Source organism: Streptococcus pacificus (assembly GCF_016481305.1).
GTDB lineage: Bacteria > Bacillota > Bacilli > Lactobacillales > Streptococcaceae > Streptococcus > Streptococcus pacificus.
The window spans coordinates 60,292-74,376 of the sequence record NZ_JAENBO010000007.1 but is presented as its reverse complement, the minus strand read 5'-3'; the positions used below and the strand labels follow the sequence as shown (position 1 = coordinate 74,376).

At 35.5% G+C, this 14,085-nt stretch carries 13 protein-coding genes; 6 read left to right on the top strand and 7 right to left on the bottom strand.

Translation table 11 applies throughout. The features are described from left to right. Positions 1-737: Cna B-type domain-containing protein (locus JHK62_RS07440; RefSeq protein WP_199576139.1), on the top strand; the 737-nt coding region annotated here is incomplete at its 5' end. Between the two features lie 111 nt (positions 738-848). On the opposite strand, the gene dtd is transcribed toward JHK62_RS07440, so the two are convergent. Continuing rightward, a complete protein-coding gene (dtd, locus tag JHK62_RS07435; protein WP_199576138.1) occupies positions 849-1,292 on the bottom strand; it encodes a D-aminoacyl-tRNA deacylase in 444 nt (147 codons plus the stop codon). Positions 1,293-1,297: 5 nt separating this feature from the next. After that, positions 1,298-3,520: a RelA/SpoT family protein gene (locus JHK62_RS07430; protein ID WP_199576137.1), complete on the bottom strand. Its 2,223-nt coding sequence runs from the start codon at positions 3,518-3,520 to the stop codon at positions 1,298-1,300. 225 nt (positions 3,521-3,745) lie between these two features. Between JHK62_RS07430 and JHK62_RS07425 the strand changes: the two genes are divergently transcribed. Both JHK62_RS07425 and JHK62_RS07420 read left to right on the top strand, forming a co-directional pair. Continuing rightward, positions 3,746-4,513: an epoxyqueuosine reductase QueH gene (locus tag JHK62_RS07425; protein WP_199576136.1), complete on the top strand. Its 768-nt coding sequence runs from the start codon at positions 3,746-3,748 to the stop codon at positions 4,511-4,513. A 9-nt stretch (positions 4,514-4,522) separates the two neighbouring features. Next, on the top strand, positions 4,523-5,563 hold the full coding sequence (locus JHK62_RS07420) for a M42 family metallopeptidase (protein WP_199576135.1): 1,041 nt from the start codon (positions 4,523-4,525) through the stop codon (positions 5,561-5,563). Between the two features lie 114 nt (positions 5,564-5,677). On the opposite strand, the gene JHK62_RS07415 is transcribed toward JHK62_RS07420, so the two are convergent. The 4 genes from JHK62_RS07415 to JHK62_RS07400 all read right to left on the bottom strand — a co-directional run bounded on the left by JHK62_RS07415 (position 5,678) and on the right by JHK62_RS07400 (position 9,090). Next, positions 5,678-6,427 carry a 16S rRNA (uracil(1498)-N(3))-methyltransferase gene (locus tag JHK62_RS07415; RefSeq protein WP_199576134.1) on the bottom strand — a complete coding sequence of 250 codons (750 nt, stop codon included), beginning with the start codon at positions 6,425-6,427 and terminating at the stop codon, positions 5,678-5,680. After that, the gene (gene prmA, locus JHK62_RS07410) at positions 6,428-7,381 is read right to left on the bottom strand and encodes a 50S ribosomal protein L11 methyltransferase (RefSeq protein ID WP_199576133.1); all 954 of its coding nucleotides are present in this window, start codon (positions 7,379-7,381) and stop codon (positions 6,428-6,430) included. It lies immediately after the preceding gene. A 9-nt stretch (positions 7,382-7,390) separates the two neighbouring features. After that, complete coding sequence (locus tag JHK62_RS07405) at positions 7,391-7,861, bottom strand: DUF3013 family protein (RefSeq protein ID WP_199576132.1); 471 nt, start codon at positions 7,859-7,861, stop codon at positions 7,391-7,393. Positions 7,862-8,574: 713 nt separating this feature from the next. After that, positions 8,575-9,090, bottom strand: coding sequence for an outer membrane protein assembly factor BamD (locus tag JHK62_RS07400; RefSeq protein ID WP_199576131.1), 516 nt, complete (start codon positions 9,088-9,090; stop codon positions 8,575-8,577). Between the two features lie 654 nt (positions 9,091-9,744). Between JHK62_RS07400 and JHK62_RS07395 the strand changes: the two genes are divergently transcribed. From JHK62_RS07395 to JHK62_RS07385, 3 genes are all read left to right on the top strand, one after another. Then, a complete protein-coding gene (locus JHK62_RS07395) occupies positions 9,745-10,050 on the top strand; it encodes a DNA-binding protein (protein WP_199576130.1) in 306 nt (101 codons plus the stop codon). A gap of 140 nt (positions 10,051-10,190) precedes the next feature. Next, on the top strand, positions 10,191-10,880 hold the full coding sequence (locus JHK62_RS07390) for a DUF3800 domain-containing protein (RefSeq protein ID WP_199576129.1): 690 nt from the start codon (positions 10,191-10,193) through the stop codon (positions 10,878-10,880). A gap of 597 nt (positions 10,881-11,477) precedes the next feature. Further along, positions 11,478-11,768, top strand: coding sequence for a bacteriocin immunity protein (locus JHK62_RS07385; RefSeq protein WP_199576128.1), 291 nt, complete (start codon positions 11,478-11,480; stop codon positions 11,766-11,768). Between the two features lie 259 nt (positions 11,769-12,027). Here the strand turns inward: JHK62_RS07385 and JHK62_RS07380 are convergent, their stop codons facing one another. Continuing rightward, positions 12,028-14,040: a leucine-rich repeat domain-containing protein gene (locus JHK62_RS07380; RefSeq protein WP_199576127.1), complete on the bottom strand. Its 2,013-nt coding sequence runs from the start codon at positions 14,038-14,040 to the stop codon at positions 12,028-12,030. Positions 14,041-14,085: the final 45 nt, after the last annotated feature.

Here is a 14,085-nt window from a genome sequence, read left to right as displayed (position 1 = left end):
TTTATAGTGTGACAGAAGACGCTGTTGATGGTTATACCACTACTATTGATGGCTTTGATGTGACTAACACTCACAAACCAAGTCTAGTTTCTATCAAAGGGACTAAGACATGGGATGATGCTGATAACCAAGACGGTATCCGTCCAGAAAGCATTACGCTTACTCTTCTAGCAGATGGAAAAGCGACAGATCAAACTGTTACTGTTAGTGAGAAAACTAACTGGACTTATGAATTCACAGACTTACCAGAATTTAAAGATGGTCAAAAGATTGTCTATAGTGTGACAGAAGAGGCTGTTAAAGGTTATGAGACTACTATTGACGGCTTTGATGTAACTAATACCCACACCCCAAGCACCACTAAGGTTGTCGGTAAGAAGACATGGGATGACGCTGACAATAAAGATGGTTTAAGACCAGAGTCTATTACCGTACGTCTTTATGCGAATGGTAAAGAAGTGAAACATGTTGTAGTGACAGCTAAAGACAAGTGGTCATATCGTTTTGAGAACCTTCCAGAATATGAGAATGGTAAGAAAATCGAATATAGCCTCTCAGAAGATGCGGTTAAAGGTTATACCACAGTGATTAAGGGTTATGACATTACAAATGTTCATCATCCAGAAAAACCACTTCCAAAAACTGGGGAGTCATCAACTCTACTCTTTAGTTTAGTAGGTTTAGTGGTAACCGGTTTAGCAGGTATCTTTGCTTACAAACGCTATGCTAACAACTAAACATTTTCCTAGTGATTAACTAGAAAACCCTCTGTCAAATATGGCAGAGGGTTTTAGCATATCAAAAATCAGTTTTGTAGAGGCAAAACTGATTTTTAGTTATTTAAAAGTTTATTTATTTTTAGTGTCTAAAATAATGGTTACAGGCCCATCATTGATGAGTGATATTTGCATATCTTCGCCAAAAAGTCCTTCTTTGACACTAACAAATGCTGAAAGTCTCTGATTAAATTCTTGATAGAGTTGCTTAGCCAAATCAGGCTTTGCGGCCTCGGTGAAGGATGGACGATTACCTTTTTTTGTATTGGCAAACAAGGTAAATTGTGAAATAGACAAAATGCTTCCTTTAATATCTTGAATGGCTAAATTCATTTTATCATTCTCGTCAGAGAAAATGCGCATATTAATGATTTTGCGAACAGCATAATCAATATCTTCTTGGGAATCTTCTGGTCCAACGCCAACTAATAGCAGAAAACCTGTATTGATTTTGGCGATGGTTTCTTCTTTGACAGAAACAGAAGCTTCTTTAACACGTTGTATGATAATTTTCATCTTTTTTACCCGTTGGTTCGTTTGACAGAATAGACATCTGGTATACTTTTGACCTTGTCAACGACTGTTGTTAGTGCGGCAAGATTGCTAACAGCAAAAGCAATATGAATATTAGCAAATTTCATATCTTTGGTTGGTTGAGCATTGACTGAGGAGATATTTTTGGTGTTATTTGATAGGGTTTGAAGGACATCATTTAAGACCCCACCACGGTTGAGACCGTAAATATCAATTTCAGCGAGATACTCCTTGTTAGCATTTGTCATATCCCACTCGACGTCAATAAGACGTTGTTCATAATTCTCTTGACTTTTAAGATTTTGGCAGTCTGAACGGTGTATGGCAATTCCTCTACCTTTAGTGATGTAGCCTGAAATATCATCTCCAGGAATTGGATTACAACATTTTGCAATCCTCATTAAAAGACCTGACTCACCTTGAACGATCACACCATCTTCACTTCTTACCTTAAGTGCTTGTGATGGTTTTTGTTCATGTTTAATTTCGCCACCTTTAAGGAGTTCATTGGCTTCAGCAGCAGCCTTAGCTTTTTCTTCTTCACGACGCTCTTTTTCAGTTAGTTTGTTGAAAATGCTAAGCGCACTGACTTCTCCAAATCCAACACCAGCATAAAGCGCTTCTTCACTACTATAGCTTACTTTAGGTAAGATAGCTTCAATATGTTTTTTATCAAGGAATTTATTAGCAACATAGCCATGCTCTTGGAAACATTCAATAAGAAGTTCTCTTCCTTTATTGATAGAGAGTTCTTTGTCTTGATTTTTAAAGAATTGTCTAATTTTATTTCTGGCTTTGTTGGTTTTAACAATTTTAATCCAATCTCGGCTAGGGCCAAACGAATTGCTATTTGTCACAATTTCCACAACATCACCTGTTTTTAGTTTGGCAGTTAGTGGCACCATGCGACCATTAACCTTTGCACCAGTTGCTTTTTCACCAACTTGTGTATGGATGGCATAGGCAAAGTCAATTGGTCCAGAGTCTTTTGGTAATTCTTTGACAGCACCATTTGGGGTAAAAACGTAGATGCGTTCTGCCAGGATATCTTCTTTCACTGAAGTGACGAAGTCCTTAGCGTTTGCGGCATCATCTTGTAGTTCGACGATTTCTTGGATTAACCGCATGCCAAAAGTCGCCTCTTTAGAATTAACTTTTTCTTTAACACCCTTTTTATAAGCCCAGTGAGCAGCGATACCATACTCGGCCACTTGATGCATTTCTTTGGTACGGATTTGAATTTCAATCGGTCCTTTTGGTCCATAAACTGTTGTGTGAATGGATTGGTAGCCGTTGGCTTTTGGAGCTGCTATATAATCTTTGAAACGACCAGGCATTGGACGCCAAAGTTCATGAATATAGCCAACCATGGCATAGACATCACTTGGTGTTTCCATGATACAGCGAATGGCAATTAAATCAAAGATCTGATCAAACCGTTTTTTCTTGTCACGCATTTTGCGGTAGATGGAGTAGATATGTTTTGGTCTACCATAAACATCACCAGTAAGCCCCTGTTCTTTTGTGTATTGGTTGATTTTATTAACAATATCTTCCACAAGTGCTTCACGTTCTCTACGCTTTTCTCTCATCATGCGAGAAATTTTATAAAATTCATGTTCGTTAATATAACGAAAAGAGAGGTCTTCTAACTCCCATTTAATTTTACTAATTCCTAAACGATGCGCAAGTGGTGCATAGATTTCCATTGTTTCATGAGAAATACGTTCTTGCTTATCTTTTCTAAGGTGTTTTAGCGTCCGCATATTGTGCAAACGGTCAGCCAGTTTGACTAAGATAACGCGAATGTCTTGTGACATAGCCATCAACATTTTTTGATGATTTTCGGCCAACTGTTCTTCGTGCGAACGGTATTTGACTTTACCTAATTTGGTAACCCCATCAACGATAATACGGATATCTTTACTAAAGGTTTCTTCTAAATCATCCAGAGTATAGTCTGTATCTTCCACGACATCATGTAAAAAACCACAAGCGACTGTTGTAGCGTCTAGATGGAGTTGTGCTAAGATAGCCGCAACTTGTATAGGGTGGATGATATAAGGCTCACCTGATTTACGGAATTGTCCATCGTGTGCCTGTGTCGCAAAATCCAGAGCTTTTTGCACAAGAACGACATCATTTTGATTAATATATGTCGCGGCCAAATCAACCACTTCTTGACCGGTATAATTTCTTTCTTTAGGCATATCATTTCCCTTACTAATTGAACAACTAAGGTTCACGTTTATTTCTGTGTTGTACCTATTTTATCATGTTTAGGCTAAAAAAAGAAAGTTTTTGAGAAATAATCTTTTTAAAAAAGCTATTATAGCACTGTTTTGTCGTAAAATAACCTATAGGCGAAGATACTTGAATATGGTATAATGGTTAAGAATGACGATTAAGAATATCAGTAAATTAAAGGATAACTTATGATTGATTTACAAGAGATTTTGGATAATTTAAATCCCAATCAAAAAATTAATTATGATAATGTCATGCAAAAAATGGTGGCAGATTGGCAGAAAAAAGGCCAAAGACCTAGTGTTTTGATGCATGTTTGTTGTGCTCCTTGTGGCACTTATACCTTAGAATACCTTTCACAATATTGTGATATTACCATTTATTTTGCCAATTCTAATATTCATCCCAAGGTTGAATATGAAAGAAGAGCTTATGTGACTAAAAAATTTGTCCATGATTTTAATGCAAAAACAGGTGAATCGGTTCAATTTTTATCAGCGCCTTATCAACCCAATGAGTTTAAACAAGTCGTTCGTGGTTTGGAAAATGAACCAGAAGGTGGCGATAGATGTAAGGTTTGTTTTGATTATCGGCTAGACACAACTGCTCAAAAGGCTGTTGAGCTTGGTTTTGATTATTTTGGCAGTGCCTTGACCATCAGTCCTCATAAAAATTCACAAGTGATTAATGCAGTGGGAATTGATGTGCAAAAATTATACACTACCCAGTATTTACCGAGCGATTTAAAGAAAAACAATGGCTACAGACGTTCTGTAGAGATGTGTGCTGAATACGACATCTATCGTCAGTGCTATTGTGGTTGTGTCTATGGCGCTAAGGCACAAGGAATTGATCTCGTTCAGATAAAAAAAGACGCTAGTGCTTTTATGGCAGACAAAGACACGGACAATGAATTTCCAAATGTGGTCTTTACCTATAAGGGCAAAACAGTTTAAGGAGAAAAGATGACACCAACCGTTGACTATATTAAAAGATTAACAGCCATTCCCTCACCGACAGGCTATACAACCGAGATTATGGACTATGTCCAAAATGAAGTGGAAAAAATGGGCTACACCGCCAAAAGAACCCCCAAAGATGGTTTGATGGTTACCATAACCGGTCAAAATGATGAGAAACATCGCTTGTTGACAGCTCATCTGGATACCTTAGGAGCAATGGTTCGTGCCATTAAACCTGATGGGCGTTTGAAGCTAGATTTGATTGGTGGTTTTGTTTACAATGCGATTGAGGGCGAGAATTGTACTGTTCATGTGAGTAAAAATGGAAAGAGCATTTCTGGCACTATTTTAATGCATCAAACCAGTGTTCACGTCTATAAGGATGCAGGTAGCGCTGAGCGTAACCAGGCCAATATGGAAGTTCGTCTTGATGAAAAAGTGACCAATGAAGCAGAAACACGTGCTTTAGGGATTGAAGTTGGGGATTTTATCTCTTTTGATCCAAGAACGGTTGTGACTGAGTCTGGTTTTATCAAATCACGTCATTTGGATGATAAAATTTCAGCGGCAATTTTGTTAAATCTCTTAAACGTTTATCAAAAAGAGCAAGTAACCTTGCCTTATACGATGCATTTTTATTTCAGCTCCTTTGAAGAATTAGGTCATGGTGCCAACTCAAGTATTCCTGCAAAAACTGTTGAGTATTTAGCGGTTGATATGGGGGCAATGGGGGATGACCAGCAAACAGATGAGTACACCGTCTCTATCTGTGTAAAAGATGCTTCAGGACCATACCATTATGGCTTGCGTCAACAGATGGTAGCGCTGGCTGAAAGTAAGCAAATCCCTTATAAGCTAGATATTTATCCTTTCTATGGGAGTGATGCGTCGGCAGCTATGAGAGCAGGAGCAGAAGTAAGGCATGCGCTTATTGGTGCAGGTGTAGAGTCAAGTCATTCGTATGAACGCAGTCATATTGATTCGGTGGCAGCGACTGAACGTTTGGTAGACGCTTACGTTAAAAGTAAAATGATTGATGAGTAATCCCTTAGAAGTTTTATTTAAAATTAATGACCAAGAATAAATAAGAAAGAGGCTAAGAACTTATGTTCCTAGCCTCTTGATTTTTTGCTGTTAGTTTAAAGCTTACCTATCCACTTACCCTTCATCAAGTTCTAACGCATAACTGATAGCGCTCAAAACGTAGAGTGGAGCAGTTTCTGTCCGTAGGATTCTTGGTCCAAGACCAAGAGTGATGGCCCCTTCTTTTTCAAAGGTTTTAATTTCTGCTGACGATAAGCCCCCTTCTGGTCCAAAGATAAAGAGGAGTTTCTCCCCTTTTTTGAGAGTAGAGAGGGTTTTAGCCAGCTGAGATTTTTCTCCAGCCTTGGCAGATTCTTCGTAGGCAATTAAGACCTTGTCAAATCGGGAGAATTGCGCTAAAAAGTCAGATTGACTAGCAAACAACTGCACTTCTGGTAGACGATTGCGTTTGCTTTGCTCGCCAGCACCCGTGACAATTTTTTCTAATTTTTCTTTTTTCTTAGCTAGTTTTTTGGCGTCCCATTTGACGACCGACCAATCAGCAGGAAAACTCCATATGCTACTTGCTCCTAATTCAGTGGTTTTTTGAGCAATCCACTCTAACTTGTCGCCTTTTGGAAAACCAGAAGCGATGGTCACGTCAACCGGTAATTCAACGTTTTCTGCTAGTTCTTCGAGGATTTCAAGTTCGTAAGTTTCGCGATTGGTGACTTGTGCCAGACGTTTGATCCCATCATCAAAGACCAGAGTAACTTTGTCATTAGTGGTCAGTCGCATCACTGAAAACATGTGTTTAATTGTTTCTTTGTCTTCGATGATTAGGCGCGTGGTTAAAGGAAGTCCCTTGATAAAATATTGTTGCATTTAGCCTCCAATCACACCTGTTTTATCTTTGGTTTTTTTAAAGACACAGGCATTCCATTCCCCTTGTATCATATGGGTTTCTAAGAAAAATCCGGCTTTTTCAGCAGCTGTTTTAACCATTTCCCATTTGTCTGAGATGATGCCAGACATGATAAGATAACCGTTTTCTTTAACGAGTTGATAGGCATCGTCGGTTAAATGGATTAAAATATCAGCAAGGATATTAGCGACAATGATGTCAGCCTCAATCTTAACGTCTTTTAAAAGGTCACCGGTTGCAACAGAAATGTTAGTTGTGGTGGCATTTAAGGCGATGTTTTCTTTTGCCACTCGAACAGCAACATCATCTAGGTCGTAGGCGTGGATATCCTTTGCACCTAGTAGGGAACTGGCAATTGAAAGGACACCAGACCCTGTGCCGACATCAATGACTGTTTCTCCACCACGGATGACTTGGCTCAAAGCAAACAAACTCATTTTTGTGGTCGGATGGGTACCTGTTCCAAAAGCCATTCCCGGATCAAGCCTGATGATTTTTTCGCTATCACTTGCTTGGTAGTCTGTCCAGCTGGGAACGATAGTTAAATCGTGGGTAATTCTTGTTGGTTCATAATATTTTTTCCACTGATCTGCCCAGTCTTCTTCTGCTAATTCTTTTGTTTCAAAGCGCAAATCACCAGTGATGAGAGCTTCTTTTTTAAGTACCTCTAACTGATTTTTAAGCTTGTTTTTCACATCAGTAATAACTATATTTTCCGAGTAGTAAGCGGTAATGGTTACTTCATCAGATTGGTTAATCTCTGGGAAGATTTCGCCATAACGGCCAACCTGCCCTAAATAGTCGGCACTGTCTTCAATAGCTACCCCTTGACTACCTGCTTCGATGAGGAGATTAGAGATAATCTCTTGGGCTTCACGATTGCTAATGACTTTTAATTCTTGCCACGTGTCCATAAGCACCTCTCAATATCTAGGATAAGGGAAAAAAGTGGTTTCAGTGATTTGAGCGAGTTCGTCTTCAAAACCTTCTTTTTTCCAGTCCATCACAAATTCTTCCTGACTGTCATCAGTTAGAAAATCCATTAAATCACTCAAGCCATCCGTTGCCACGTCATTGAGATGATTGGCAAAAACGCTAAGAAACTCACGAGAAAACCCTTTTTTGGGTTGATAGGGAATGGTGATGAGATAATCGGTTTCTTCAAAACGAGATTTATCAGGGTGATAAAACAAGACAAAATCTTCCAAGGTGATATCCTCGCTAACGACTTGCCCATCGTCATCAATCGTTTCAACCCCAGAAGTATTTTGAGCCTCAAGAATAAAACTGACCTCAACTGCATGGTTTTTCTTGTCCCAGTTGATGGCATAGTCATAGTGAAAGGCCTTGTCAAGCTCTTCTTCTAAAATGGAAAGAAAGCCGTATTTTGCCATAATGTGTCTCCTTTGTCTTGTAATGGTTGGTTTAACAGGCTTTATTGAGCCTTTAATTTTATTTATTATTTTTTAGTACACCTTTTAGTACACTTATAAGTTAGACTTATATTGAATAGTTTGAATCAGTTAGGTTAATTTAACTTGCTAATATTATATCATACTATGGGTCAAAAACATTTAGTGGTATAATAGAATAAAAGAAATTTAGTTAATTGTTGAAATTGTTTTCTATAATAATATATGTTCATTTAATTAAAGAATTTTTTATATAATAAGAGTGAAATAAAAGTTTATTTGTAAGTAAAGTGGAAAGAATTATATGGATATAGATAGAAAAAATATTGTGAGAGTAAACGTTTTTAAATAGATTAATTTATATCTCTTTATATGATAATGATATTGTTTCAAATTAAGAAATAAAATACCCTTTTGTCTTTCCTAGACTCTATAGTTAGAAATTTCCAAAATAAAAAACCTATCAATAATTTAATAAAAAGGACATTTTGAATGAGTCACCATAATCTTCCTGATCACTGTTGTAGTGAATTAAGTTGATAAGCTAAAGATATAAAAGGTTTAACTAGGTCAGCAATCTACAGGAAAAGAAATAGGATACTTGTATTGTACACCCAATTTAGAGGATATTATGGCATGGTTGAAGAGCCGAGATAACGAAAAAAAGCCACACAACGTGGCTTTTTTGTTTTCTTTTATTGAACGTCTAATTTAACGATTTGTGGTTTTGCAGTAAAACTCCACGAAGGTTCAACTTCTAATTCCATTTCTCCTTCTCCAAAAACACCAAAAGAAGCAGTAGCATTTTCATATGAACGTCCTGCTGAAATGGTATTTATTGTGTTGTTGACAGGATATGTATCCATTTTTTTACCGTCTACATACAATGAAATTTCTGATCCGATAACATAATCATCATCAGATAGGTTTTCAACATCGTAAGTAATTGTTAAAACTCTATCTGGATTGCTTTCATCAAATTGATTTCTTTCATCGGTGAAATTAGTGCCTTTAATAGTTATGGTAGCCTCTCCATCAAATATAATTGCATCACCGATTTGATAAGTTTTCTTATCATCTTTTTTTGCTTCTGTTGTTTGTTCTACTTTGTCTTCCGCTGGTGCGCTTTCGCTTTTTGTGTCACCTGAAGAACAAGCAGTTAGTGTTGCGACTGAAAAAATCACTAATCCTAAAGCAAATAATTTTTTCATAATATAAATCTCCTTGTCAGCTTTTAATGTGGATCAGACATTGCACATTAATGCATATTACTATGTAATATTATATCATTTTAAAAGAGAATTTTTTATGGATATAGAAAAAAATATTATAAGATATATCAATAGAAACTACTACACAATACTATTATGATGAGAATAACTATAAAGAGCTTTTTGTTTATCTAAGTATTGAAAAATACCGGAATTATTTTGCATATAAGGGAACTAAGGTATAGCGAGGTTTTAACAAGGTAGTGTAATATAGCTACCGTCGCAAAACGCGACATTAGATAGCTGACCGAACGAAACGTTACCCCATAAAGGATAGGATGAAACGTCCTATCATAAAAAAACACCCAGTAAATTAAAATATAAGATATCTTTCTAAAGAGGCGGTTTTATTATATAATATATTTAGAGGATGAGCCTTCGAGCACCCATAGGTGCGCGGACGCTTATCTTTTTTATTCACCTTTGTTTTCTCTTGTAAAAATAATGATATTGATATACAATCTAAGTGAAGATAAGAGTGGTCTAACGCCCATGAAGCAGTTTTCTGTGGAGGCGGTGGGTCACTCTTGTCTTTTATTCCAAAAAAGTGAAGATGGAATAACATATTTGTAGTAAGAAAAAAGGAGAAAAAATATGGATGAACTAATGGATCAATTATTTGATATGTTTGAGGAAGGTTTAAAAGCTAAAGCGTTGAAAGTGATGACGATAGTTAACGATGAAAAACATCGTTATCCATTAGAACTAACAAAGGCGCAGTGTTCAGAAATGTTACTAGGAACTAAAGATACAAAAACATTCGAGTATCGGTTTTTAACTCTGGATGATTTTCCAGTGATAAAAAATAAAGGTGGATACGACAAATTTCCAAGAGATGCCGTGATTGAGTGGTACAACAAAAACTGGATGAGAACAGGGAGAAAGTATCGTATTGATTAAAGGAAAAATTTAGAATCAATGATAGAATGTACAATTAAAAACTTTTATATTATTCTGTTTTAACTACAACGAAAAAACGTATAGCAAATACCTTATAAAATTGGTATAATATATTAGTAATTCTAGCAAGGAAAATAAAAATGAAATTATATGTAGATGAAGCAGGAACAATAACAAATAGTAGAAGTCCAAAAAATAGATTTTTTGTTATATGCATGGTTGAATGTATTAAACATCATAAAGTGATACGCGAGTATAGACAAGCAAAAAAAGATTATTTGGAAAATCATCCAGATTGTAAATTTGATATAAAAGATGAAATCAAGGGCTCTGAGATGCCTTATGGAATGAAGAAACTTATATTCGAACGTTTGAGAGATCGAACAGATATAACTTTCCATTTCAAAATAATAGACAATTACGAATTAACTCCAAATTTGAAAGAATACCCGTCTATATCTTTTAACTATTTTGTAGGACTCACAGTTAAAAAAATTTTTAGAAATACTAATGATCAACATTCTAACTTGTACATGTTAATAGACGAAAGAAATCAGTCTGTTGAGTCTCTAAATAGTCTCGAAGAGTATTTAAAGATTGAACTATGTATTAAGAATAACTATACTAAAAAGGTAACTATTAAATACAAAGATTCTAAAACCAAGGATTTAATTCAAATATCAGATATTTTCGTTAACACAGTTTATAGGATTTGTAAAAATCATTATGTTAAAAATACAGATCAAAAAAACAGAACATTACTTTCAATTTGCAATATTGGATCAAGAGATTATTTCCCCAAACATGCAAATCAATTAGATATTTGCTAACAAATTAATTGACATTTTGAAAAAAACGCTTTATAATTATATTAAAGGTAAGGTAGTAATTCTTTTAGTGTCGCAAAAATATTAATCTAACGGTTAGTATATCATGTAAGCTTACTGTGTGTAAGTCGCCTAAAAGTTTCCTACCTTTTTTATTTAATCAAGATTAAAAGACACCCTTAGAGGTGCCTTTTTTCTTGCCTGCTGAACTCATCATTTTGGTACGCTTTTTAGTACACCTTGAGTTGTTTTTTAGTACTATGTAGTGATTATGACAAACTGTGAAACTTTAATAAAATAGGCTTTTCTAGACTACTCTAACCTTTATCAAATACCCTAGACTATAAGTCATATTTTGCCATAATCTATCTCCTTTGTCTTGTAATGGTTGGTTTAACAGGCTTTATTGAGCCTTTAATTTTATTTATTATTTTTTAGTACACCTTTTAGTACACTTATAAGTTAGACTTATATTGAATAGTTTGAATCAGTTAGGTTAATTTAACTTGCTAATATTATATCATACTATGGGTCAAAAACATTTAGTGGTATAATAACAATGAACGATTTTATCATGAGTTGAAGGAGATGGATAGGTTCATGACATATGACAAATATTTTATGGCTGTTTTAAATGATAGTGAGGTAAAAAAAGATTCGAATCTTTATACCATTTTTTTGAAGGCTTTTGCTGAGTATCAAAAAGATCAAGATGATGCTGTCATTGTAAGGCTTGCTCATGAGGTATCGCTTTATTTAATGACCAACAAATATAAGGCACCTCAAAGCGTTGTAGACTTTATGTTGTTAGGTCAAAAGGAACTGACTAAAGTCAGAGGAAAAGCTAGTTTTTTAAAAATGCTTGCCATGACTCTTGCAAATATGAGATGATTTTTTGACGATTGCTGACGAGATAAAATCATTTGACAAATAAAATTAAAAGGAGTAAAATTTCTCTAGATTCCTATAATAATAAACTCCTCCACCATGTGCTTCCTTATTGGTGGTAACTATTTTACTCATATGATTCAATTTATAGGAATCTAAATCCTAAAAATAAAAAAAGCACCGAAAGGTGCTTTTTTGTATTATCTATTAAAGACTCTTAGTATTTTTGATAGAGCAATTCATTAAGGCTTCAGGGTATTTTTTATTGTGTCAAATTTCTTTTTCTAATAATCATTACTGTTAATATTATTAGTCCAGAAACTCCAAACAAGGATAATCGGTTGTTGTTGTCGCCTGTTTTTGGAAGTTTTCCTGATACTGTTGAATTGTCTGTTTTCTCCTTTTTCGGTGTGGCTGTTTTATGGTTTGATTCAGTAGTAGGGTCATCTTTTTTTGTCACTGTCACTGTTGCTGTCTTGGTGGTACTTGCTCCTAAACGATTAGTGACTTTAAACGTTATTTTGTATTGTCCTATATTATCCGCTTTAAAACCACCGTCATCAACTAAAACTACAGATTTTGTCAAATCGCCATCTGTTTTATCTTCAGCAGCTACTACAAGAGTCATTAAGTCTAGCTGTTCTCCTTGTTTAATACTAGCATCTCTTACTGTTAATACAGGTACTTCAGTGATAGGAGATGCTTTTAAGCTATAAATAGCATACACAGTGACATCTTGGTTAACCACGGTTGTTTCAGTAAAACTCACCTTTTTCCCATCTGCACTAGTATTCCATTCTTTGAAGAGAGAGCCATCTTTTGTTGGTGGGATTGGCATCTTTTGATCTATTAACTCATCCCCAGCAATTGTTTGTCCGTCTTGAACATTAACTCTTGCATAGGTATTATCGTCATTGATGAAAGTCACTGTATGAATAGCTGGTTTCACTTCAAGAGTTCCATAAGTGACTTGAATATCATAATTTTCTGCTAGAGTGTTGTCGTTTAGAGTATATGTGAATTCATTATCGGAACTACCAACGCCACTCTGACTGCCAGTTACAGCAAAACTAGCCCCTTCATTTTCAGCAAATCCTTCTCCTTTAACAGTTACATTTGGATTGGTAAGAGGTTTGCCGTCGTCATTTTTTACTGCACTTTCTGATGTTAAAATAATATTTCTTTTTACAATGTCTAATTTTTGTGTTTGAATAATACTACCTTCATAAACGCCCTCTACTCGAGCCCTGACGGTAATTGTTTTACTATCAGATACATTTTTTGCGGTGATTTCATTAATGTCGCTGGTCCAATTAATCCCATCAAGGCTATAATCAATTGTGACATCGTGTCCGTTTTCATCAACCGAATGAGCTTTCATAGCAGGATGTTCCGTTCCATCATAGGTATAAACAGCATCCGTTGTAGCAAGTGAGACGTTTTTGAGGATGTTTGGAAGGGGATGGTTGATGGTGACGGAAACATTACCTTGATATAGATTTTCAAAATCTTTTAAAGGATTTTCATTTTTGGTGTTTTGATGAAAACGAAAAATGAATTTTTCTTTGTCTTTGGCAATTTTAAACGTATTTGTTTGAGCATCATAGGTCGCGCTATTTGGATCGATTTCTATAGGGGCCACAGCCTCCCCGTGTATTCCAATAATTGGATTTTCTATGACACAAAAACCATCTTCCTCCTTATCACAGGTTGCCGTTATGTTAATGCTTTGACTGTGTAAGTGGCAGTAATTAGTCATGTTATCGACATAATCAGCAATAGGAGACATGTCCATGATATGGTTGTGACTAAGATCTAATGTTGTTAAGGAGTTGAGATTTTTAAGAGCACTAATATCTGAAATATCGTTATTCCAAAGATTCAAATAAGTTAAATTGTTAAGGTTAGCAATAAAACTGATATCTTCAATACCACAATTCATGAACGCTAAAAATGTTAATGATGTACACTCTCCAACTTTTTGATAATTTAAAGGGAGACCTTTGCCATTATCTCTAAAAAAAGTGAGATTAGTACAATATTGTATCCCTTCAAGATCAGAGACTCCAGCTGGGAGTTCTATTTGTTCGATAGTTGCTAACTGTTCCAAAGTAATATCGGCATCGTCACTTTGATTGAGTTTCTGATTGAGATAAGTTTTGAAAGTGTTATCAGGGATGTTTGCAGTCGTTGCCTGAGCTGGAATAATATTAATGGCTATCATTACTATTGGGATAACAATCATACCACAGAAAACAATAAATTTTTTTCGCATCTTTCTTCTCCTTTTTTATTAAAAACCTTAAGTAAAATTGTGATA

Coding starts and splice junctions, on each gene's coding strand:
- dtd (WP_199576138.1), bottom strand. CDS start 1,292: ATGAAAATTATCATACAACGTGTTAAAGAAGCTTCTGTTTCTGTCAAA.
- JHK62_RS07430 (WP_199576137.1), bottom strand. CDS start 3,520: ATGCCTAAAGAAAGAAATTATACCGGTCAAGAAGTGGTTGATTTGGCC.
- JHK62_RS07425 (WP_199576136.1), top strand. CDS start 3,746: ATGATTGATTTACAAGAGATTTTGGATAATTTAAATCCCAATCAAAAA.
- JHK62_RS07420 (WP_199576135.1), top strand. CDS start 4,523: ATGACACCAACCGTTGACTATATTAAAAGATTAACAGCCATTCCCTCA.
- JHK62_RS07415 (WP_199576134.1), bottom strand. CDS start 6,427: ATGCAACAATATTTTATCAAGGGACTTCCTTTAACCACGCGCCTAATC.
- prmA (WP_199576133.1), bottom strand. CDS start 7,381: ATGGACACGTGGCAAGAATTAAAAGTCATTAGCAATCGTGAAGCCCAA.
- JHK62_RS07405 (WP_199576132.1), bottom strand. CDS start 7,861: ATGGCAAAATACGGCTTTCTTTCCATTTTAGAAGAAGAGCTTGACAAG.
- JHK62_RS07400 (WP_199576131.1), bottom strand. CDS start 9,090: ATGAAAAAATTATTTGCTTTAGGATTAGTGATTTTTTCAGTCGCAACA.
- JHK62_RS07395 (WP_199576130.1), top strand. CDS start 9,745: ATGGATGAACTAATGGATCAATTATTTGATATGTTTGAGGAAGGTTTA.
- JHK62_RS07390 (WP_199576129.1), top strand. CDS start 10,191: ATGAAATTATATGTAGATGAAGCAGGAACAATAACAAATAGTAGAAGT.
- JHK62_RS07385 (WP_199576128.1), top strand. CDS start 11,478: ATGACATATGACAAATATTTTATGGCTGTTTTAAATGATAGTGAGGTA.
- JHK62_RS07380 (WP_199576127.1), bottom strand. CDS start 14,040: ATGCGAAAAAAATTTATTGTTTTCTGTGGTATGATTGTTATCCCAATA.